Origin of the sequence: Pseudoxanthomonas wuyuanensis (genome assembly GCF_900215535.1) — a bacterium.
GTDB lineage: Bacteria > Pseudomonadota > Gammaproteobacteria > Xanthomonadales > Xanthomonadaceae > Pseudoxanthomonas_A > Pseudoxanthomonas_A wuyuanensis.
Map to the genome: position 1 here is coordinate 224781 of NZ_OCND01000007.1, position 19680 is coordinate 244460.

The following is a 19680-nucleotide window of genomic DNA, read 5'->3' on the forward strand; positions in this document are numbered from 1 at the left end:
CGGCGATGGCATCCGCTCGCGTCTGCGCCAGGCCCAGGAAGGTCGCCTTCGGCTGCTAGCGACCTGACTGCCGCCGGTTGCGTGTCAACCTTTGCCGTACCGGCTTGGCGGTTGGCCTACGCGGCGACGGAAGGCAACGCTGAAGGTACTGGTTGAGCCATAGCCGACGCGTTCTGCCACTTCCGCGACGGTCAGTTCATCGCGCCTGAGCAGGTCCTTGGCTATCTCCATGCGCCAGGCCAACAGGTACTCCATGGGAGGCGCGCCGACGATACGGACGAACCGGTCGAAGAAGGCCGAGCGCGACAGCGCCGCAGTTCTGGCGAGTTCGGCTACCGTCCAGGGGCGATCGACGTGCGCGTGCATCTGCTTCAACGCCACCGCCAGCCGTTCATCGCCCAGGCCGCGCAGCAGGCCAGGAGGCGCGCTTCCTGCAGTGGACCAGCGCATGGCCTCGACAAGCAACATCTCCACCAGCCGCGAGAGCATGTACTCGCTGCCCGGCTTCTTGTCCTCATATTCTTCGCCCACCATCTGTACAAGCTGCATCAGGCGGCTGGAGCCCTGGACGTGGACCACCGCGGGCAACAGCGATATCAGTAGCCCGGCATCGAAAGTGTCGAACAGGAAAGCGCCGCCGAGTGAGCGCATGTCCGGCGGTCCTTCCTGCTCACCGTGGCGCCGTTCTCCCTGTTCCCGGGGGGCGGCCTTGGGATCGATGAACACCGGCGGCGCCGGCACGAAACTGGACAGCGTGAAAGGCGGAGTCGTGGGCAGCAGCACGAAGTCCCCCGCGCGGATTTTGATTGGCTCATGCCCGTCCACCGCCAGCAGGGCGCCGCCTTGCAGGACGATGCAGAAGCCAGGCTGCCCATACTCGGCGTAGCGCACGGCCCAGTTGCCCTTGCCGCTGATGACGTTGGCAAAGACCGCCCGCGGGCGAAGGAGCCGGACGACATCGGAAAGCGGATCGCTCATTCCGGACTTTGGCTAAAAAACAACGGACTTTGCATCATCGATAATCCGGAGATGCTGGCCTATCGTTTCTCGCGAGTCAACCCACTCTCGGAGAACGAAATGAAGACTGTCCTTATCACCGGCTGTTCCTCCGGCTACGGCCTGGAGACTGCCCGCTACTTCCTGTCCCAGGGCTGGAACGTCATCGCCACCATGCGCACTCCGCGCCAGGACCTATTGCCGGCCTCTCCCAACCTGCGCGTGCTGGCGCTGGACGTGACCCGGCCAGAGAGCATTGCGCAGGCACTGGATGCGGCGGGCGACATCGACGTTCTGGTCAACAACGCCGGCATCGGCCTGTTCGGGGCGTTCGAAGCCACGCCCATGTCCACCGTACGGGACGTCTTCGAAACCAACACCTTCGGCGTCATGGCCATGTGCCAGGCCGTGATTCCCCGGTTTCGCCAGCGCCGCGCCGGCCTCATCGTCAACGTAACGTCCAGCGCCACCCTGGCACCGTTCCCGCTGGTGGCCGCGTACACCGCCAGCAAGACCGCGGTCGAAGGCTTTACCGCATCGCTGGCGCATGAACTCAAGTCATTCGATGTGCGGGTCAAGCTGGTAGAACCCGGCTACGGCCCCTCCACCAGCTTCACCGCCAACGGCCAGCAGCGCATGCAGGGGCTGATTCCGCAAGCGTACGAAGTCTTTGCCCACCGCGTTTTTGCCGGCCTGGGGCACACCACCGCGGTGACGAAGGAAGACGACGTGGCCCAGGTCGTGTGGCAGGCGGCCAACGACACCTCGGACCGCTTGCACTTTCCTGCAGGTGCCGACGCGCTGGCGCTGGCCGCGCAGCGTTGAGCATGCACCATGGCCGGTGTAGCCCACCGTGACCGCGGTGCGTACCGACCGGACAAGCCAAGTCCGTTCAATCGCTGCGACGCGAATGGAAATCCTGGCGGCTTGCAGATACTATACCCCAGTATTGGATAGTCGCCGGGCCGCCGCATGCCGCACACCCCGCAGGAAAAGAAACGCGTACTGACCCGGGTGCGTCGCATCAAGGGGCAGGCGGAGGCGCTGGAACGCGCGCTGGAAGCCGGCGTCGACTGCGCTGCGGTGCTGCAGCAGATCGCGGCCATCCGCGGCGCGGTGAACGGGCTGATGTCGGAAGTGATGGAAGCGCATATCCGCGAGGAGTTCGGCCAGGCGGCCGGTTCGCAAGCCCAGCGCGCGGCGCGCGTGCGCGAAATGACCGGGCTGGTCCGCTCCTATCTCAAGTAACCGGCGGCCGCATCGTTTCGGCCCCCGTTGTCCTATCGGTATCGAACACGCAGGAGTAAGTCATGAAAAGTCGCGCCGCCGTTGCCTTCGCCGCTGGCGAACCGCTGCAGATCGTCGAGATCGACGTCGCCCCGCCGCGCAAGGGCGAAGTGCTGGTAAGGATCACCCACACCGGCGTCTGCCATACCGATGCCTTCACGCTGTCGGGCGACGACCCGGAAGGCCTGTTCCCGGCGGTGCTGGGCCACGAGGGCGCAGGCATCGTGGTCGAAGTCGGCGAGGGCGTCACCAGCGTCAAGCCGGGCGATCACGTGATTCCGTTGTATACCGCCGAATGCGGCCAGTGCCTGTTCTGCACTTCCGGCAAGACCAACCTGTGCGTGGCCGTGCGCGCGACCCAGGGCAAGGGCGTGATGCCGGATGGCACCACGCGCTTTTCCTACAACGGCCAGCCGCTCTACCACTACATGGGCTGCTCGACCTTCAGCGAATACACCGTGGTCGCCGAAGTATCGCTGGCCAGGATCAATCCCGAAGCCAACCACGAGCAGGTCTGCCTGCTGGGCTGCGGCGTAACCACCGGCATCGGCGCCGTGCGCAACACCGCCAAGGTGCAGGCCGGCGACAGCGTCGCGGTGTTCGGGCTCGGCGGCATCGGCCTGGCGGTGGTCCAGGGTGCGCGCCAGGCCAAGGCCGGCCGCATCATCGCCATCGACACCAATCCGGACAAGTTTGCGATGGCCCGGGAAATGGGCGCCACCGACTGCGTCAATCCGAAGGATCACGACAAGCCCATCCAGCAGGTGATCGTCGAGATGACCGGCTGGGGCGTGGATCATTCCTTCGAATGCATCGGCAACGTCAATGTGATGCGCGCGGCGCTGGAATGCGCGCACCGCGGCTGGGGCCAGTCGGTGATCATCGGCGTGGCCGGCGCCGGCCAGGAAATCTCCACGCGTCCGTTCCAACTGGTCACCGGCCGTCGTTGGATGGGCACCGCGTTCGGCGGCGTCAAGGGCCGTACCCAGTTGCCGGGCATGGTGGAAGACGCGATGAAGGGCGACATCCAGTTGGCGCCGTTCGTCACCCATACGATGGGGCTGGACGAGATCAACCATGCCTTCGATCTGATGCACGAAGGCAAGTCGATCCGCTCGGTCGTCCACTACTGAACAATCCTCCTGTAGGAGTGGTGCCGGCATGCCGGCACCGGTAAGTCGCGATGCTTTGCGTGTAGCCCCATCGCGACGCACGTCGCTCCTACAGGAAAATACCCACGGACCACTGGAGTAGCGCTTTGGAACGCATCGAACACCGCGCCTGTTTCGGTGGCTGGCAGGACGTCTACCGGCACGCATCGGAAACGCTGGGTTGCGGCATGAACATCGCCGTCTACCTGCCACCGCAGGCGGCTACGCAGAAGCTGCCGGTGCTGTACTGGTTGTCCGGGCTGACCTGCACGGAGCAGAACTTCATCACCAAGGCAGGCGCGCAGCGCTATGCGGCCGAGCACGGCATCATCCTGGTGGCGCCGGACACCAGTCCGCGCGGCGACGACGTGGCCGATGCCGAAGGCTACGACCTGGGCAAGGGCGCCGGCTTCTATGTCAACGCCACCCGGGCGCCGTGGTCGACCCACTACCGCATGTACGACTACGTGGTATCCGAACTGCCGGCGTTGATCGAAGCGCATTTCCCGGCGAGCGCCGCGCGCGCCATCAGCGGCCATTCGATGGGCGGACATGGCGCATTGATCGCCGCGCTGAAGAACCCGGGCCGCTACCGCAGCGTGTCGGCGTTCTCGCCGATCGTCGCGCCGTCGCAGGTGCCGTGGGGCGAGAAGGCGTTTGCCGCCTACCTGGGCGATGACCGCCAGGCATGGAAGGCGTGGGACGCGACCGAGCTGGTGGCCGCTGCGCCGGAAAAACTGCCGCTACTGATCGACCAGGGCGATGCCGACGAATTCCTGGCCAGCCAGCTGAAGCCGGAACGGCTGCGCGACGCCAGCGCCGCCGCCGGCCATCCGTTGCAGCTGCGCCTGCGACCAGGCTACGACCACAGCTACTACTTCATCAGCAGCTTCATCGGCGAACATATCGCCCACCATGCCGCGGCATTGCGGTCCCCTGCACGCGCCTATAAAGAAGACGCCAGCTCAAAATCGGTATAGGCGAAGCGGCCATCGCGCAGCACGGTGTCGCCGCGCTCCAACCTTATCGGCGCGGAAAACATCGGCCCGTCCCAAACGCAGGTATGGAACTCGCCGTTCTCGCCGCAGGCATCCACCTGTGCGGGAAGACTGTCCAGCAATGCGGCATCGAAATCGCGGCCGGCGAAGCCTGCGTCGAGCTGCGTCGTATCCACGCAGCACAGGTTCGCGCGCAGGCCGCCTGCCATCATCTCGCGCGCCAATTGCGCGGTGTCGCTTCCGAACAGCGGGGTCAGGATTTGCCAGCCCAGCCGCGCGCAGCTGCCCTCGCGATAACGGCGGATGTCTTCCAGAAACAGATCGCCGAAAGCGGCGGTCGCCAGTCCCGGCCAGCGCGCGGCCGCCTGCGCCAACGCATCGGCCATCGCCGATTCGTACTCCTGGTTGCCGCAGCCGGCCGGAATCATCGCTTCCAGCAACGGCAACCCGGCCGCCCGGGCCTGCGCATGCAGCACCGTGCGGCGGATGCCCTGCATCGAGACGCGATCGTATTCGGCGGTCACCGTGGTCAGCAGCGCAATCACCTCCACGTCGCTGCGCTGGCGCAGGGCATGCAGCGTCCATGCCGCATCCTTGCCGCCGCTCCAGGCCAGCAGCACCGGCAACGGGCGGGACATCAGGGCTTGTTAACGCTATTGGGATAGGTCACGTTGCTTTCCAGCGGTTGTCAGGTGGTTGTGCGTGGCGCAGCGGCAGGCTGGTGGCCTGTCCAAGCCGCGCGCGGCTGCCTGGCGACCGCTGGGATAGCAACCCGGAGGGCCGTCACTGAGTGCGCGCGGTACTGCGTCATCACTCGGGCGTGTATCGACATACACTTCCTCATTCTTCCTTGTCCCGCACGCACTCAGTGGCGGCGTGACCTATCCCAATAGCATTAATAAGCCCTAGGCCGCGGACACGTCGCGCAACTCCCAACTGCTGCCGGCCAGCAGGCGCAGGCGGTGCTTCAGCACCAGGCCGGGAATCGAGGTGGTGGCGACCAGCGCGATCTGCAGGTTCTTCTGCTGGCCGCTGACCTGGGCCTGCGGATCGACCACGCCCAGCGAGGCATCCACCTCATCGGGGTCGTCCTGGGCCCGGCGCCAGCGTTCGAACAGGCTGGCGCTGCGCAGCGCATCCTGCAGCTGCGCGGCAAATTCGTCGGCGCCCTGGGCGCTGAAACTGAAGGCCGCATTGTCGCCGCGCGCGCGTGCGGGAACCGGCAGGTTGATGTAGTAGCGGACGGACATTGCTGGCTCGCCTCCTTGGAGGCGGCTAGCTTAATAAAGCCGCGTTAGGCGGCCGTTATGCGACCTTGAAGGTATGCGGCTCGGAGGCGAAACCGACCACCACCGCACCCTTGCCCACGTTGACCATGCCGGTCAGGCTCATCACGCTTTCGAATACTTCCACATTGTGGTTGGCGCAGATGTCGCGCAGGCGCTGGTAACCGGGCAGGGCGCGCAGCTCGGCCAGTTCGCCGCCGTAGCTCAGGCAGACGGTCGGCGTCATCAGCCCGGCGGCGACCCGGTTGCCGGCGAACTTGAACAACTGTTCGACCGCGTTCTCGAAGCCCTTGATCTTGGCCACCGGCTCGGTATTGCCGCGGTAGCCGCGCAGCACCGGTTTGATGTCCAGCGCGCTGCCCAGCGCGGCGCTGAGCAGGCCCACGCTGCGGTCGCCCTTGGTGCGGGCGCGGGCGCGCAGGTAGTACAGATCGCGCGGAATCATGTAGCCGTGGGTGTTGGCCGCCAGCAGCTCCAGCCGTTCGCGGATCTGCTGCACGCCGGTGCCGGCCGCGCGCATGCGCACCGCTTCGACCGCGGTCACGCCCTGGGCGGCGAACAGATTCTGGGTGTCGATGACCCGCAGCGCGAACGGCGAGTTGTGCCCGGCCGCCTGCCGCACCGGCTTGTAGTCGTTGAGGATGGCGAAGCTGGCCTGCATCGCGTTGTCGTAGATCGGGCTGCGCGTCTTGGTGATGGTCATGCAGAAGACGTGGTCGTAGTCGATCACCAGCTGGCCCAGGAACAGGTCGCGAATCTGGTTGACGGTGAACGGCGTGGTCTCGGCCTCATGCCCGCGTTCGGCCACGTGCGCATGCAGGAAGCCGAGCGTGGCTTCCTCGTCGCGATGATCGGCCAGCACCGCGTCGCCAATGCGCACGGTAATCGGCAGCACCACGATATGGTTCTGCTGCAGGAAGTCCTGCGGCAAATCGCAGGCCGAATCCACCACAATCCCGATGCGCATCTCGGCCCCTCCCGGCTTTGCTCGCATTCGACTTACGAAACGTAGTCCGATTAGACACGATTGGCCGTGACGGTGGCTACTGATTTGTGCGGCGCATCACTTTTCCTGTTCTACCTCCATCCAGCCGGGACGCAGCGTATGGCCGCGTCCCGGCTGTGCGCTCAGTACGAATATGCCCGCGGCAGCCCACCGGCATCGCGCAGGTAACGGTCGCGCAATTCGGTCTGGCGCGAGCGCATCGGCAGCGCACGGCCGTCCAGCCAGATCTGCTCGGCGGTGTGCGCCACGTCCAGCGGGTCGCCGGTCCACAGCACCAGGTCGGCGCGCTTGCCGACCGCAATCGTGCCCAAGCGCTCGTCCACGCCAAAGGCCTGCGCCGGCACCCGGGTCAGCCCGGCCAGGCCGTCCTGCCACGGCAGGCCGTTGGCGACCGCGTTGCCGGCCAGCTGGCGGATCTTGCGCGCATTGTGCGAGGCATCGCCGGACTGGCTGAAGCCGACCGCCACACCTGCGGCCTGCAGCCGCGCGGCGTTTTCCAGCGTTGCGCCGATCTGATCGAAATCGGCCGGCAGGTCCGCCAGCGCATCGACGAACACCGGCACCTTCGCCTGGGCCAGCTGCGGCGCCAGTTTCCAGGCTTCGGCGCCGCCGGCGATGGCGATGCGCACGTTCTCGCGCTGGGCCCAGCGCAGCAGCTGGCGGATGTCGGCGGCGCGGTTGACCGCAACCACGATGCGGCCATTGCCGGCCAGGTAGCGGGCCAGCGTGGCACGCCCGGCGGGAGTCAGCAACGCGTGCGGCGAATCGCTGGGCATGCGCCCGCGCGCTTCGGCGACCAGTTGGTCCAGCAGCATCCACTGCGCGGCACGCGAATTGCCGCTGAGGCTGGCGGCCGGGCTGCCCAGACGGATGAACAATGCGCGCGGGCCGGCCGGGTCGGCGCTGCCGTCCAGCCGCATCACCGCGCCCTGGCCGGCGATGAACGAACCGCCGGTGGTCGCGCCCAGCAGGGTGAAGCCCAGCCCTTCCACGCGCGCCACCGGAATCAGCACCGAAGCCGGGTTGTAGGCCAGGGTGACATCGAATTCCGGCCACATCGGCTGCTGGGTCAGGGTCAGCGCGCCATCGTCGGTGGCCGATTCGCCGGACACCTCCTCGATACCGATCTCGGTGATGCCGCCGAACAGGGCCGGGGTCAGCGGGCGGCCATTGGCCTCGACCACCGTGGCGCCGGCCGGTGCAGCCAGGCCGCTGCCGACGGCGCGGATGACCCCGCCTTGCACCAGCACATCGCTGGCGTTCAACGACCCCTGCGGCCCGGCGGTATGCACGGTGGCATTGCGGATCAGCATGTCCTGCGCGAACGCGTTGACGGACACGGCCGCCATGCATGCTGCCAGCGCCACCGCTTTTGCCGTCGTTTTGGCCGTCATCCCGGTGCAAGCCGGGACCCAGCGACGTCCGGTCGGACATCCGCCAGGTGCAGCAAAAGGCACTGGGTCCCGGCTTGCGCCGGGATGACGAGCAGAAACGGGATGACGGGCGGGATGACGAATGGAGAGAACTCGAATGAACTTCATGGCGCCACCTCCTGGCCCAGCAGGAAGTCCGATTTCGGTTGCCGCGCCGGATCGTTGCGGTCGTAGATGCGCGCGCCGTCGATATAGACCTGTTCGGCCTTGGCGTAGACGCTGAAGGGGTTCTGGTTCCATACCACCACGTCGGCCATCTTGCCCGGCTCCAGCGAGCCGGTGACATCGGCCACGCCCAGCGACTTGGCCGCGTTGCTGGTCAGCCAGCGGATGGCGCGCTCGGGCGCGATTTCGATGCCGGCGCGGCGCGCGTTGGCGATCACCTTGGCCGCTTCCTGGTTGAGCCGCTGGATGCCTTCGTCCGAATCCGAATGCACGATCGCGCAGCCGTTGGCCGGGCGGTCGACCAGCGCGATATTTTCCTGGATGCCGTCGAAGGCCTCCATCTTGAAGCCCCACCAGTCGGCCCACAGCGCGCCGCAGACGCCTTCGGCGGCCAGCCGGTCGGCCAGCTTGTAGGCCTCCACGCCATGATGGAAGGCGGCGACCTTGAAGCCGAATTCGTTGGCCAGATCCAGCATCGTGGCCATTTCGTCGGCGCGGTAGCAGTGGATGTGGACCAGGATCTCGCCGTTGATGGCGCCGGCCAGCGTGTCCAGCTTCAGATCGCGCTTGCCGCCGGAGTCGCCGCCGCTGTCGGCCTTGTCGTCGCCGGAAGCGCGTTCCCACCAGCGCTTCTTCTTCGACTGCTGCGGCTTGGTCTCGTTCTTCTTCAGGTACTCGGCCGCATCGATGAAGGCGGCGCGGTAGCCGGCCACATTGCCCATGCGGGTGGCCGGACCGCCTTTCTGCCCGTACACGCGCTTGGGGTTTTCGCCGCAGGCCATCTTGACGCCCCACGGCGCGCCGGGGAATTTCATCGCCTGGTAGCTGGTGGCCGGCACGTTCTTCAGCGTCACGCCGCGGCCGCCGACCAGGTTGGCCGAGCCGGGCAGGATCTGCAGCGAGGTCACCCCGCCGGCCAGCGCGGTATGGAAACCCGGGTCCTGGGTCCAGATCGAATGCTCGGCCCAGACATTGGCGGTGACCGGCGCGATCATTTCGTTGCCGTCGCTATGCGCCTTGACCCCGGGGCTGGGATAGACGCCCAGGTGCGAGTGCACGTCGATGATGCCGGGCGTGACCCATTTGCCTTGCGCGTCGACGGTGGCGGCGCCGGCGGGCGCCTGCAGGTCCTGGCCGACAGCGGCGATTTTGCCGCCTTCGATCAGCACGTCGGCATTGTCCAGCCGCTGTCCGGTGCCGGTCAGTACGGTGGCGCCGCGGATCAGCAGCGGCGCCGATGCCAACGGCCGGTAGGTGCTGGGATAGGGGTCGTGGGTGAAGCGTGAGGTGGGCGTGGCGGCGTGCGCGCCGCTGCATAGCAAGGCCAGGCCAAGGGCGGCCGTCAGTTTCAATCGCATGGTGGATCCCCGCGGAGGTCGCCCAAACCTAACCGCCCGGGCGCCCGCTTGCCAAGTGCCATAATCGCGGCAAACAACAAGAACCAGACCCGCCATGAAAGACAAGACCGAAATCGTCGACAACTGGCTGCCGCGCTACACCGGCGTGCCGCTGGACCAGTTCGGCGAACACATCCTGCTGACCAACTTCGGCGGCTACCTCAATGTGTTTTCGCAGCTGACCGGCGCGCCGATCGTCGGCCTGGACCGGCCGATGGCCAGTGCCACCTTCGACGGCATCAGCATGATCAATTTCGGCATGGGCAGCCCCAACGCCGCAACGATGATGGACCTGCTGTCGGCCATCATGCCCAAGGCGGTGCTGTTCCTGGGCAAATGCGGCGGTCTGAAGCGGAAGAATCAACTGGGCGATCTGGTGCTACCGATCGCCGCGATACGCGGCGAGGGCACCAGCAACGACTACCTGCTGCCGGAGGTGCCGGCGCTGCCTGCGTTCGCGCTGCAGCGCGCGGTATCGACGATGATCCGCGACCTGGGCCACGACTACTGGACCGGCACCGTCTACACCACCAACCGCCGCGTCTGGGAGCACGACGTGGATTTCAAGGAATACCTGCGCAAGCTGCGCTGCATGGCCATCGACATGGAAACGGCGACCGTGTTCGCCGCCGGTTTCGCCAACCGCATTCCCTGCGGCGCGCTGCTGCTGGTTTCGGACCAGCCGATGATTCCCGAAGGCATCAAGACCGAAGCCTCCGATGCCAGGGTCAGCTCGCAGTTCGTCGAAAACCACATCACCATCGGCATCGAGGCGCTGAAGCTGATCCGCCGCAACGGCAAGTCGGTGCGGCACCTGCGTTTCGATGAATAGGCGCGCGCATACGCAACGGCGGCAGGCCTCTGTATTATTCAAACACCACAAGGTCCGGAGGAAACGGCAATGACGACGCAGACGTATACCGGAAGCTGCCACTGCGGGGACGTGAAGTTCGAGGTCGATCTCGACCTCGCCGAAGGCGGCGGCAAGTGCAACTGCAGCATCTGCCGCAAGACCCGCAACTGGTCGGCAAGCGTGAAGCCCGACGCCTTCCGCCTGCTCAGCGATACGGCAGCGACCACCGACTATTTCCGCAACGGCGTCGTCCACTGGCCTTTCTGCAAGACCTGCGGCGTGCGCCCTTACGGCTATGGCGATATCCCGGAAGCCGGCGGGCCGTTCGTGTCGGTGCAGCTCGCGTGCCTCGACGATGTCGACAGCCAAGCCCTGGCCGAAGCACCGGTGCGCTACGCCAACGGCCGCGACAACGACTGGTGGCACGAGCCTTCGGATGCGGAGAAGGCGTTCCTATGAGCGGAAGCGTCGCTCCCGGTCCGGTGGTCGATTTTTGGCGCGAAGCCGGCTACGAAAAATGGTTCGCCAACGATGATGCCTTCGATGCGGCCTTCGACCAGGGCTTTCGCGAACTGCATTTCCGCGCGGCGCGGCGGGAGTTGGAAGATTGGATGAGCGGTGCGGAGGGCGCGCTGGCCTTGGTATTGCTGCTGGATCAGTTCCCGCGCAATTGCTTCCGCGGCAGTGCGCATTCCTATGCCACCGACGGATTGGCACGGCACTACGCTGACCGCGCGGTCGCTTCAGGCTATGACCGCCAGGTGGTCCCGGCGCTGCGCATCTTCTTCTATATGCCGTTCGAGCACTCCGAATCGCTGCAAGACCAGCAACGCTCGCTGGATCTGTTCGGCGCGGTAGGCGACGACAACTATCTGAAGTACGCGCAACTGCACTACGACATCATCGAGCGCTTCGGCCGCTTCCCGCACCGCAATCGCGCGCTGGGCCGCGAGTCGACCCAGGAAGAAGTCGACTATCTGGCCAACGGCGGATTCAGCGGCTGACGCTTTTTCCCTTCTCCCCTCGGGAGAAGGGGCCCCGAAGGGGCGGATGAGGGCGTGTGTTTTCAGAATGACGGAAGCTCCAGTGAGCGGCATTCTCCCGCCCTCATCCGGCGCTACGCGCCACCTTCTCCCAATGGGAGAAGGGAAGCGATGGACCACCGGATGGGTCCGAATTCACCTTTGTCAGTGCAGATCAATACTTCGCCAGGCCCGCATCCACGTCATCGGACCAGGCATTGGTGCCGCCGGCGATGTTGTAGACGTTGCCGAAACCCAGTGCGCGGAATTCTTCCGCGATCTGCTGGCTGCGGCACGGAACGTGGATAGTCATGCCTCATTCGCGGTGCCGCGTGGTCCTGAAGGTCAGCCGTTTGTGTCCTACGTAGCTGGTGACCACCGGCACTGCAACGCCAATGGCGTGAGCGACGGTCTCCGGGTGAAAAGCCATGCCTATTGCCGGGAAGGCCCAGCGGGCGAACAGCAGGCTGACCGCGAGCGTCTGCAAGAGAGCCGCCAGGTTGATTGCGATAAACCAGAGAGCCTGGTGATGCAGCCGGGTTCCCGGATTGGCGAAGACGAAGGCGCGATTCAACAGGAACGCGGTCAACATGCCGATGCAGTACGCCAGAACGATGGCTGGCACATAAGCCATGACCAAACCCAGCGCGATCCGGGAGCCGAAGTTGGCCAGGGCGGCGATCCCGCCGGCGAGAAGGAACAAGAAGAACTGGCGGCTGAGCACGTCTGATGTTGGCCTATAAAGGATTGCCTGGATCAGTCCAGATAGATCAAGCCCGCCCGCAGGGTGTGCGTGGACGCATCGGCCGCCTGCAGTCTGGGAGAACCGGGTTTCGGCGGGTAGGTCCATATGGCCAACGGATGACTGGCGCCTTCGGTGACGATGCGGAATTCGACGGCCGTACCGGCCTGCAGCCATATCGGGTCGGAAAGCTCCATCGCAAACGAGCTGTTGTCGCTGGAGGTGGCCAGCGGCCTTGCCCCGTGGGTGCAGGCGCGGGCAGAACAGACCTCCACGTTCAGGATTCCGTCCGATGCGCCGTGGTAGTTGCCGATGAACACGGAAAAGCTGCGGACAAAGCCGCTGCGCGGTGCGTCGAACGTACCGCCAAGGGGGCGGGTGTCGTCCACCTGTCGGGCCATGCCCTCTACGTTCGCGGCCACTGGCAGGGCGACAAAGTGGCGCAGAGTTCCTCGGTCGGCCAGATCGAACAAGCGGCGGAGAGCAGCTTGCAGATCGAGTGCCACTGCGCTCAACGGCGCGATTTCTGTGGGTGAATCGAAGGCCAGCCAACCTTCAGTGGTGGAGTCCGTCACCTGAAGCTGAAACGGCCGGCCTGGTGGGACCGGGAGCAAGGCATTCGGGGTTTTCGGTTCCACCATGATGTCAGCGCCTTTCCCAGCTTCCGAGCCCAGGCGCAACGACAGGCCTTCCGGATTGCCTCCGGCCGATAGCGGAACAAGCACTTGGCTATAGCGGCTCCGCATCTCCGGGCCTTGCCATTGGCCGGTACCGCTTTCGCAGCGGGGACGGGTACAGGAACTGAACGCATAGCCTGAATCGGCTGGTCCGACCCTGAAGTCGCCGGATGGCGTACCGTTGCCGACAGCAATAGGCGCCCTTACCGAAGCCGGAAGAAGCTCGCGCAAGGTCGGATCCGACAGCAATCCGGCCAATCGTTTGCGATCCGGATAGGGAATATCCATGAAAGGCTGATCGAGTGTGGAAGCGTCTGCGCTGAACACGAACCGGCGTACGTTCTCGGTCTGGATCAGCGAAACGGCATTCTTCGCGCGCGCATGATTGAGGTCGATGGGGGTGTGACGCAACATCACGGTGAGGATCAGCAGGCCGTAGACCGTCACGGCGCCCGGACCGAGCCAGCGGACGGAAGACGGGCGGGATTGCAGCCATCCTTGGCCCAGCCTGACGGCAAGCCAGAGATTGACAACCACACCGACCGCCAGGATGTCGACGTATCGTGCGCCGACCACACTGGATTCGCTGCCGCGGGAATAGCCGATGGCGGCGCACTGCAGGATCACCCAGGCACCCAGGCCCAGTGCCATCAGCTCGTCCGCACGCGTACCGCGATGGAAAAGAAAACGCCAGGCAGTCACCGCAAACGGAGCCCAGACGATGATAGCGCCCAACCGGCGCCGGCCGAATGGCCAACCCAGATGCAGGACGAACGTCCTGAACCATTGCGCCGGATCCGCAGCCTTCAACGGATCGTGCCCGTCGATATGGGGAACCAGCAGATAGCCGGCGACCGCCACCATAGCCAGTGCGGCCGTTCCGGCCAGTGCGGTTCGCCAGCGTAGTCCCCCCCGCCATGCCCTCGCCATTAGTACGCCGCCTGCGGCCACCGCCGCCAGCAATCCGGAGGCCATCGTGAACAGCCCGGCCATTGCGAGCGCAACTACCCACACCATGGACATGAAACGATCGGCGGTATAGGCAGCTACCGCGATGGTTGCCATCGCAAATCCAGCCATCAGATAGAACTGGTTCTGAAACGAGATCAGCGAATTGGTATGACCGTAGGGCAGCCATGCCAGTATCACCAACGCCACCAAGAGCACGGTGCGCTCAATCCATGCCGCAGTAGAGCGGGACAGCGCCAGATACAGAAGAGCCGCCACTGCGGCATAGACGAAGATGTTGGCGTAGACCGCGACAAGGTTGTCCCATTGCCCTTGGTTGGCTTCGAACAGCGCCAGCGAGATCAGACGGGTGAACAGGATGCGGTGCTCGTTGTGCGCCGAAAACAGATCCGCCAGGCGCAGATTGCCTTCGACCCAGGGTTTGAGCAGGAGCGCACCTTCGGAGTCCCACTGATCCCAGTACGGCACGCTCTCAGCAAACAGGCTGACGAAGACCGTCCGGCCGCAGACGATCAATAGAAACAGGGCGATTAACCACGGCAGGTTCGACGGCGTACGGACCGGCGAATGGAGTGAGTTCATTGCTTGGGGTTCTCAGGCTTGACCATGATGGAGATGCCGGCTACGCGGAAAGTGCGGTTTCCGCCAACCGGGTACCCACCGCGAGGCTTTCCGAAATCGAGCGATCCTCGGGGTAGTAATACGCGGTGTCGGCCATGAAGAAGCCCTCCACCGGCGTACGCATCGGCGGCAGCGTGTCCTGGAATCCGGGAGGGCAGATGGTCTGTGCGAACTCGTAGCGATGGCAGTGGCTGGCGACCACCCACTCCGGCTGGAATCCGGGATTCAGCCGCGACAAGTAGCCGATCACCTCGGCGATCAAGGCGTCGTTGGAGAGCGACCACTTCGGATGCGTCTTGGGCATGTAGAAGGGCGCGTACAGGATGCTGTCGCCAGAGTGCTGGCCGGGATTGAGATTGCTGTACTCGATGACCCCGGGAATGGCGATATCCGGGTCGCTGATGTTCATCCAGAAGTTGGGGCTGATGGGCTGCGTCAGTTTCAGGATCACGCAGGCTACCGGGATATTGTGGATTGCGCGAATCGCATCGGCGAACTCCGCGGGTAGCCCCGGCACCATGGTAGGCACGTACGGAAGCGGAGCGGTCGACAATACGCCATCATAGGGTTTGAAGGTCCCGCCACTTCGTACGCCGGCGACTTTGCCATCGACACTGACGACCTCGTCGATGCCGCTGGACAACAGAATGCGGCCACCGCGTTCGGTGATGTTGGCGGTCATCGCCTGTAACAGTGTGGCCGAACCGCCTTCCAGGTAGCCGAGGCTTTCGTGCATCAGGTTACGGCGAGACAACGCGATTCGCTTGATGCGGGTGCCTATCCAACTGGCGGACAGGTTGTCCGCATACTCGAAGAACTTGAGATGGAATGCGTTTCGCCACAGTACCTCGTAGGCGCGCGCGCCTACCCAGCGGCGGATCCATTGGGTGGCGTTGGCCCGATCCAGCTGGCGCCAGTCGCTGATGCCTTTGGTGTACATGACATGCGCCGCATAACGGATCTTGTCCACCACGCTAAGATGCGGAAAGCGCAGTAGCGCCGCCGGATTCCCCCAAGGATACAAGGTTCCGTTGTAGAAATAGCCCATCCTGGTGTCGGTCCAGTGCAATCTGTCCGACAGCTTCAGCCGCGCCAGCAGATCGAACAGCGGTTGATCGGTTTTGCAGATGAAATGGTAATAGCGTTCTATCTGCAGACCATCGAAATCGAAGCTGGCGGACATGCCGCCGATGCGGTCGTCGCGTTCGTAGATATCGACCTGATGGCCACTATCGAGCAGTGCGATGGCGGCCATAAGGCCCATCGGACCAGAACCGATGACGGCGTAATGGGAACTCATGAGCGGATCATTCCTTCGGTGGAAGCGTCAACGTCCATGGACGCGGGTGTATGTCAATGACCGCTTCGCGGTCGGCGGGAAGCGAGCGCGTAGCTTCTGTCCAGTGAATATCTGGTAACGGAGCGCGTACGAGGTGACTGCGGTTATTCGCCGCGACCAGTACGACACACAGCACGATCGCCATCAGCGCACGGCTGCCACCTAACCACGCGAAGCGGCTGAGTGCGATGTGTGCCGATAACCAGAACATCACCTTGAACAGGACGAAATACCGATCCCCCACCCCCAGCACGTCGGCCATCAGTTTTGGCTTGATGGAGCCAAACGCGATTTGTAGCAGTGCCACTCCGCAGGAAATTACGATCAGTCCCTTCAGGCGTGCAGACAGGTTCCCATGCAGTATCAGCAGCAGAATCAGCACAAGCAAGCCAAGAAAAAGGATTGCGGGCATCAGCCTCATGCCGAAGGTATGGGTCTGCGACATTCCTGCTATTGCTGACAGGATGGTATGCAGAGAAAACTCGACTGGCTTCTGTCCGGAAGCTGACAACGCTACGCCGATCTGGGTCAGCCCGCCGGCCCATAGCGCGATCAGTCGCCACGGATCCAACGCCGAAACGAACGAAGAGACCCAGGACGTCAATTGCCAGCGCTGTGGAAGCCTGCTCGCTGCCAGCAACACAGCATGCATCGCCAGCATCATTGCCGAGAAAGGCCCAGTCAGTGCGCCACCAAGAACCAGTACGGGCATTATCCAACGCAGGTGCGAGGCCGACGCGGGCAGGAAGCAAGCCGCCAGCAGGAAGAACTGGACGAACCACTGGCTATTGGTCAGCGTGCCGAATACTTCTCCGTTGGTCGGCGTAAGGAACAGTCCAAGGAAGGCAACCAGCGCAAGCGATACAGAACTCAAACGCTGCAGAAAATAGGCGATACTCGCAGAGGCGACAACCAGCGCGGTTAGATTGTAGAGCGCCGGTGCAAGCCCTATCGGGAAGAACGAAGCCAGCCACGCGGCCACTCGCGGAAGCAGATGGTAGTAGCCGGCGTAGGGAACCAGAATCCGTGGCCATTCGTGATTCCACTGCTGTTTAAAGAAGATGACCGCGTCTTCCGCCCAGAACTGCGGGTTGAGGTATGCATCCGGGCTTTTAAGGAAGAATGCCCCCATGCATAGCAGGAAGACTGCCAACCATCGTCTATATGCTGATTGTTGCTGCATCACTATTCGTCTTCCTCGCACTGTGATGCGTCGATGAACAGATAGTCAGTCGGGCTGTGATAGGTATGCAACGTGCTTACCGGAATGCCGCTGAATGTGGACGCGATGGTGTCGACGATCCGGAAGCGTGCGGGCAGATCGCGCAGGAACCGGCTAGACCAGTCGTCATTGAAGGTGCTGACGCTGTACAGCGCGCATGTCTCTCCTTTCGGATAACGCTTGGCATGCACATCAGCGAAGGACAGACGCGAAAGAGAGGTTGCGCCAATACGAATCATGACCTCGCCGCTGAACGCTTCCCGGGACTCGCGCATCGCCAAGTAGGGGCGCCTGTCGAAGAAGGCAGCCAAGTCGCGCGTCACCAGGAAGGCGGATGACCAGCAGAACAGCAACAAAAATGCTGACAATACTGCTTGCGGCCAACTGCTCCAGATGGGTTTCGGCAGCCATCGTCCTAGCCATTGGACGAGGTTGTCCAGACCGACGATGGCGATGATCACGAATGACGGGAGCAGTAGGCTGAAGTTGCGCTCAAAGAACACCTTCTGCAGCAGGAAGCCTCCCAGTGTGATTATCAGGATGGCTAGGTAGGCGTATTTGGCGGAGTTCAGGCCTTTGCCCACGTATCCTGCCAAGTGCAGCAATAGCGGCAACGCACCCAGCGCGGCCAGGTAATAGCCGGCTATGGCTGCTCCTTGGGAAAACATGCCGGCCTCGATGCGACCGTGCGGGGGATGTCCGACTGCATATTGGCGCTGTAACGCCTGAAGGCCATCCAGGTAGCCAGCGGGATCGAGCAGCGTCGCGGGTGCTCCGATGACGAATCCAACCATCAATCCAACAGTTGCCAATGCGATGATCAACCCGAGCGTTGTGATGCGGACACCATGGTCTCGCGAGTGAGACCACTGGTCGACAACAATGGGTATCAGGAACAATGCAGTGACCGCGTAGGTGATCTTGATCGAAGCCAGAAACCCAGACAGCAGTGCGACTGCTGTCAGCGCGATGGACCTTCTCACCGTCGTCATCGGGCGTAGCAGGCAGATCGCGAAACACAGGGTGAAGCAGAAGGTCGATAAGGCTTCCGGTCTGGCATAGTTGGCGTCCTGCAGCAATTGCGGGACGCTGGCGACTGCCAGCGCACAGGCAACGCCAGCGGGGATCCCTCGCTTGGTTGCCAGCAGAAGGAACACCAGCAACAAGGTCAAAGTGGAGAACACCCTCGAGATTCGCCGCAATTCCACATTGAGACGTAGATCGTCGGTAAACGCATCCGGCTGGTTGAAACGTATGATCGCGTAGGCAGCTATCAGGTAACCGGAGAAGTTATAGCGGCAGACGCGGAAATACTCCGGTAGATCGGCCTTGGCCCAGTCCGTATCCAGATCGCTACGGGCATGCATCGACTGCAGCACTTTGACGGGAATCGCCTGATCCGGGTGGGCCCATAGATCCGCAGTCTTGTTGCGGTAGAACCCGTTGCCAAAATACAGGATCGCGAACGCGAGTGCGACAATGGTCCAGCGACGAAAAGAGGCTTTTGACGCCGTCGTGCTCGTGCCATACCAGGCTAGTATTGTGGGGGAGGTAGCATCAGACATGGGTCAGCGCTGCAGGACGATATCGCTGTACGGTTTTGCGCAGTAGCTTTCGTACACCGCCTCTTCGAACGGCGTCTGCCGTACGCCAAAGGTTTCCCAGGTATCCACTCCGCTGAAATCGTCGCCTGCAGAAAGTGCTTTCAACTGATCGGCTGTGAACGGAGGCTTGTGGCTGAACAGCGCATAGGCGCGCAGCAGAAAAGAGAAGAAGCCAATGGGGATGTGCACGATCGCCGTCCGCAGCCGTTTGACCCGTTTGATGGTGCGAATGATGTCGACGTAGTCGATGCGGGTATCGCCGACGATGTCGTAGACACGCTTGTCCGGCTGGGTTTCGATGCAGCGCACGATGCAGCGGCAGAAGTCTCGCTCGTACAATGGTTGGCGCATGAATCTGCCGTCTCCAGGAATCGGAAACACCGGCGTCCTGGCCATGAAGCGCGACAGCCAGCCCAGGTGCTTGGGGTCGAACCAGCCGAACATCAGCGTCGGACGCAGCACGCAATACCGGACCCCGTTTTCGGCGACCAGTTGTTCCTGTGCACGCTTGGTGCGTGTGTAGTCGTCATCGGCAACCGAATTAACCACCGACGAGCTGATGTGGACCAGAAAAGCCAAGGGTGCCCGTGCGCATGCCGAAAGCACGCGGCGAGTTGCGTCGATGTTGTTGCGTACGAACAGCTCTGGGTACTTGCCGGTAATCTGCGCGTGCAGTTGCACGATGCATCCGGCACCGTCGAATGCGTTTTCCCATTCGCCCGGCTCGGCTAGGTCGGCCTCTAAAGTTTGGACGGCTGGATGCAACTGCCGCAGGATGGCCAGGTTGTGCCGGTGCTTGTCGATGGCGACAAGATTGCGATAGCCCTGGGCCTCGAGTTCGACGATCAGGTTCTGGCCAACCAGTCCCGCCGCTCCTGTGATGACGATCTTGATGTTCTTGTCGGTCATGCG

At 63.5% G+C, this 19680-nt stretch carries 20 protein-coding genes; 7 read left to right on the top strand and 13 right to left on the bottom strand.

Going from position 1 to position 19680, the window contains the following annotated elements:
• Positions 1-84 precede the first annotated feature (84 nt).
• A complete protein-coding gene (locus CRO39_RS15040) occupies positions 85-978 on the bottom strand; it encodes an AraC family transcriptional regulator (RefSeq protein ID WP_097122766.1) in 894 nt (297 codons plus the stop codon).
• A gap of 99 nt (positions 979-1077) precedes the next feature.
• Here CRO39_RS15040 and CRO39_RS15045 point away from each other — a divergent pair, with 99 nt between their 5' ends.
• The 4 genes from CRO39_RS15045 to fghA all read left to right on the top strand — a co-directional run bounded on the left by CRO39_RS15045 (position 1078) and on the right by fghA (position 4414).
• The gene (locus tag CRO39_RS15045; protein ID WP_097122824.1) at positions 1078-1821 is read left to right on the top strand and encodes an SDR family oxidoreductase; all 744 of its coding nucleotides are present in this window, start codon (positions 1078-1080) and stop codon (positions 1819-1821) included.
• Between the two features lie 147 nt (positions 1822-1968).
• Entirely contained in the window at positions 1969-2244 is a 276-nt protein-coding gene (gene frmR, locus CRO39_RS15050; RefSeq protein WP_097122767.1) for a formaldehyde-responsive transcriptional repressor FrmR, read from the top strand.
• A 62-nt stretch (positions 2245-2306) separates the two neighbouring features.
• On the top strand, positions 2307-3416 hold the full coding sequence (locus tag CRO39_RS15055; protein ID WP_097122768.1) for an S-(hydroxymethyl)glutathione dehydrogenase/class III alcohol dehydrogenase: 1110 nt from the start codon (positions 2307-2309) through the stop codon (positions 3414-3416).
• 125 nt (positions 3417-3541) lie between these two features.
• Entirely contained in the window at positions 3542-4414 is an 873-nt protein-coding gene (gene fghA, locus CRO39_RS15060) for an S-formylglutathione hydrolase (RefSeq protein ID WP_097122769.1), read from the top strand.
• Here the strand turns inward: fghA and CRO39_RS15065 are convergent.
• From CRO39_RS15065 to CRO39_RS15085, 5 genes are all read right to left on the bottom strand, one after another.
• Positions 4381-5070: a Dph6-related ATP pyrophosphatase gene (locus CRO39_RS15065; protein WP_097122770.1), complete on the bottom strand. Its 690-nt coding sequence runs from the start codon at positions 5068-5070 to the stop codon at positions 4381-4383. The genes fghA and CRO39_RS15065 overlap by 34 nt on opposite strands.
• Before the next feature lie 267 nt (positions 5071-5337).
• Positions 5338-5682 (bottom strand): hypothetical protein, encoded by a 345-nt coding sequence (locus CRO39_RS15070; RefSeq protein ID WP_097122771.1) that lies wholly within the window; start codon positions 5680-5682, stop codon positions 5338-5340.
• A 55-nt stretch (positions 5683-5737) separates the two neighbouring features.
• On the bottom strand, positions 5738-6685 hold the full coding sequence (locus CRO39_RS15075; protein WP_097122772.1) for a DegV family protein: 948 nt from the start codon (positions 6683-6685) through the stop codon (positions 5738-5740).
• A 161-nt stretch (positions 6686-6846) separates the two neighbouring features.
• Positions 6847-8073, bottom strand: coding sequence for an amidohydrolase family protein (locus CRO39_RS15080; protein ID WP_097122825.1), 1227 nt, complete (start codon positions 8071-8073; stop codon positions 6847-6849).
• Positions 8074-8261: 188 nt separating this feature from the next.
• On the bottom strand, positions 8262-9680 hold the full coding sequence (locus CRO39_RS15085; protein ID WP_097122773.1) for an amidohydrolase: 1419 nt from the start codon (positions 9678-9680) through the stop codon (positions 8262-8264).
• A gap of 94 nt (positions 9681-9774) precedes the next feature.
• Between CRO39_RS15085 and CRO39_RS15090 the strand changes: the two genes are divergently transcribed.
• The 3 genes from CRO39_RS15090 (at position 9775) to CRO39_RS15100 (ending at position 11576) form a co-directional block, all read left to right on the top strand.
• Positions 9775-10551, top strand: coding sequence for an AMP nucleosidase (locus tag CRO39_RS15090; RefSeq protein ID WP_097122774.1), 777 nt, complete (start codon positions 9775-9777; stop codon positions 10549-10551).
• Between the two features lie 69 nt (positions 10552-10620).
• Positions 10621-11031, top strand: a complete 411-nt coding sequence (locus tag CRO39_RS15095; protein WP_097122775.1) for a GFA family protein — start codon at positions 10621-10623, stop codon at positions 11029-11031.
• A complete protein-coding gene (locus tag CRO39_RS15100) occupies positions 11028-11576 on the top strand; it encodes a DUF924 family protein (RefSeq protein WP_097122776.1) in 549 nt (182 codons plus the stop codon). The genes CRO39_RS15095 and CRO39_RS15100 overlap by 4 nt, the downstream gene beginning before the upstream one ends.
• A 193-nt stretch (positions 11577-11769) precedes the next feature.
• Here the strand turns inward: CRO39_RS15100 and CRO39_RS20985 are convergent, their stop codons facing one another.
• The 7 genes from CRO39_RS20985 to CRO39_RS15130 are packed head-to-tail and all read right to left on the bottom strand — an operon-like array spanning position 11770 to position 19677.
• Entirely contained in the window at positions 11770-11907 is a 138-nt protein-coding gene (locus CRO39_RS20985; RefSeq protein WP_162125807.1) for a rhodanese-like domain-containing protein, read from the bottom strand.
• A gap of 3 nt (positions 11908-11910) precedes the next feature.
• The gene (locus CRO39_RS15105) at positions 11911-12318 is read right to left on the bottom strand and encodes a GtrA family protein (protein WP_097122777.1); all 408 of its coding nucleotides are present in this window, start codon (positions 12316-12318) and stop codon (positions 11911-11913) included.
• 32 nt (positions 12319-12350) lie between these two features.
• Entirely contained in the window at positions 12351-14564 is a 2214-nt protein-coding gene (locus CRO39_RS15110) for a hypothetical protein (RefSeq protein WP_141400823.1), read from the bottom strand.
• Positions 14565-14604: 40 nt separating this feature from the next.
• Positions 14605-15903, bottom strand: a complete 1299-nt coding sequence (locus tag CRO39_RS15115) for an NAD(P)/FAD-dependent oxidoreductase (protein WP_097122779.1) — start codon at positions 15901-15903, stop codon at positions 14605-14607.
• A 7-nt stretch (positions 15904-15910) separates the two neighbouring features.
• The gene (locus CRO39_RS15120) at positions 15911-17095 is read right to left on the bottom strand and encodes a hypothetical protein (RefSeq protein WP_141400824.1); all 1185 of its coding nucleotides are present in this window, start codon (positions 17093-17095) and stop codon (positions 15911-15913) included.
• Between the two features lie 32 nt (positions 17096-17127).
• The gene (locus tag CRO39_RS15125; protein WP_097122781.1) at positions 17128-18729 is read right to left on the bottom strand and encodes a hypothetical protein; all 1602 of its coding nucleotides are present in this window, start codon (positions 18727-18729) and stop codon (positions 17128-17130) included.
• Positions 18730-18732: 3 nt separating this feature from the next.
• On the bottom strand, positions 18733-19677 hold the full coding sequence (locus CRO39_RS15130; RefSeq protein WP_097122782.1) for an NAD-dependent epimerase/dehydratase family protein: 945 nt from the start codon (positions 19675-19677) through the stop codon (positions 18733-18735).
• Between the last annotated feature and the right edge of the window lie 3 nt (positions 19678-19680).

Excerpts from the sequence above, each read along its gene's own strand:
- CRO39_RS15040 (WP_097122766.1), bottom strand. The coding sequence starts at position 978 with ATGAGCGATCCGCTTTCCGATGTCGTCCGGCTCCTTCGCCCGCGGGCG.
- CRO39_RS15045 (WP_097122824.1), top strand. The coding sequence starts at position 1,078 with ATGAAGACTGTCCTTATCACCGGCTGTTCCTCCGGCTACGGCCTGGAG.
- frmR (WP_097122767.1), top strand. The coding sequence starts at position 1,969 with ATGCCGCACACCCCGCAGGAAAAGAAACGCGTACTGACCCGGGTGCGT.
- CRO39_RS15055 (WP_097122768.1), top strand. The coding sequence starts at position 2,307 with ATGAAAAGTCGCGCCGCCGTTGCCTTCGCCGCTGGCGAACCGCTGCAG.
- CRO39_RS15065 (WP_097122770.1), bottom strand. The coding sequence starts at position 5,070 with ATGTCCCGCCCGTTGCCGGTGCTGCTGGCCTGGAGCGGCGGCAAGGAT.
- CRO39_RS15070 (WP_097122771.1), bottom strand. The coding sequence starts at position 5,682 with ATGTCCGTCCGCTACTACATCAACCTGCCGGTTCCCGCACGCGCGCGC.
- CRO39_RS15075 (WP_097122772.1), bottom strand. The coding sequence starts at position 6,685 with ATGCGCATCGGGATTGTGGTGGATTCGGCCTGCGATTTGCCGCAGGAC.
- CRO39_RS15080 (WP_097122825.1), bottom strand. The coding sequence starts at position 8,073 with ATGGCGGCCGTGTCCGTCAACGCGTTCGCGCAGGACATGCTGATCCGC.
- CRO39_RS15085 (WP_097122773.1), bottom strand. The coding sequence starts at position 9,680 with ATGCGATTGAAACTGACGGCCGCCCTTGGCCTGGCCTTGCTATGCAGC.
- CRO39_RS15090 (WP_097122774.1), top strand. The coding sequence starts at position 9,775 with ATGAAAGACAAGACCGAAATCGTCGACAACTGGCTGCCGCGCTACACC.
- CRO39_RS15095 (WP_097122775.1), top strand. The coding sequence starts at position 10,621 with ATGACGACGCAGACGTATACCGGAAGCTGCCACTGCGGGGACGTGAAG.
- CRO39_RS15100 (WP_097122776.1), top strand. The coding sequence starts at position 11,028 with ATGAGCGGAAGCGTCGCTCCCGGTCCGGTGGTCGATTTTTGGCGCGAA.
- CRO39_RS20985 (WP_162125807.1), bottom strand. The coding sequence starts at position 11,907 with ATGACTATCCACGTTCCGTGCCGCAGCCAGCAGATCGCGGAAGAATTC.
- CRO39_RS15110 (WP_141400823.1), bottom strand. The coding sequence starts at position 14,564 with ATGAACTCACTCCATTCGCCGGTCCGTACGCCGTCGAACCTGCCGTGG.
- CRO39_RS15115 (WP_097122779.1), bottom strand. The coding sequence starts at position 15,903 with ATGAGTTCCCATTACGCCGTCATCGGTTCTGGTCCGATGGGCCTTATG.
- CRO39_RS15125 (WP_097122781.1), bottom strand. The coding sequence starts at position 18,729 with ATGTCTGATGCTACCTCCCCCACAATACTAGCCTGGTATGGCACGAGC.
- CRO39_RS15130 (WP_097122782.1), bottom strand. The coding sequence starts at position 19,677 with ATGACCGACAAGAACATCAAGATCGTCATCACAGGAGCGGCGGGACTG.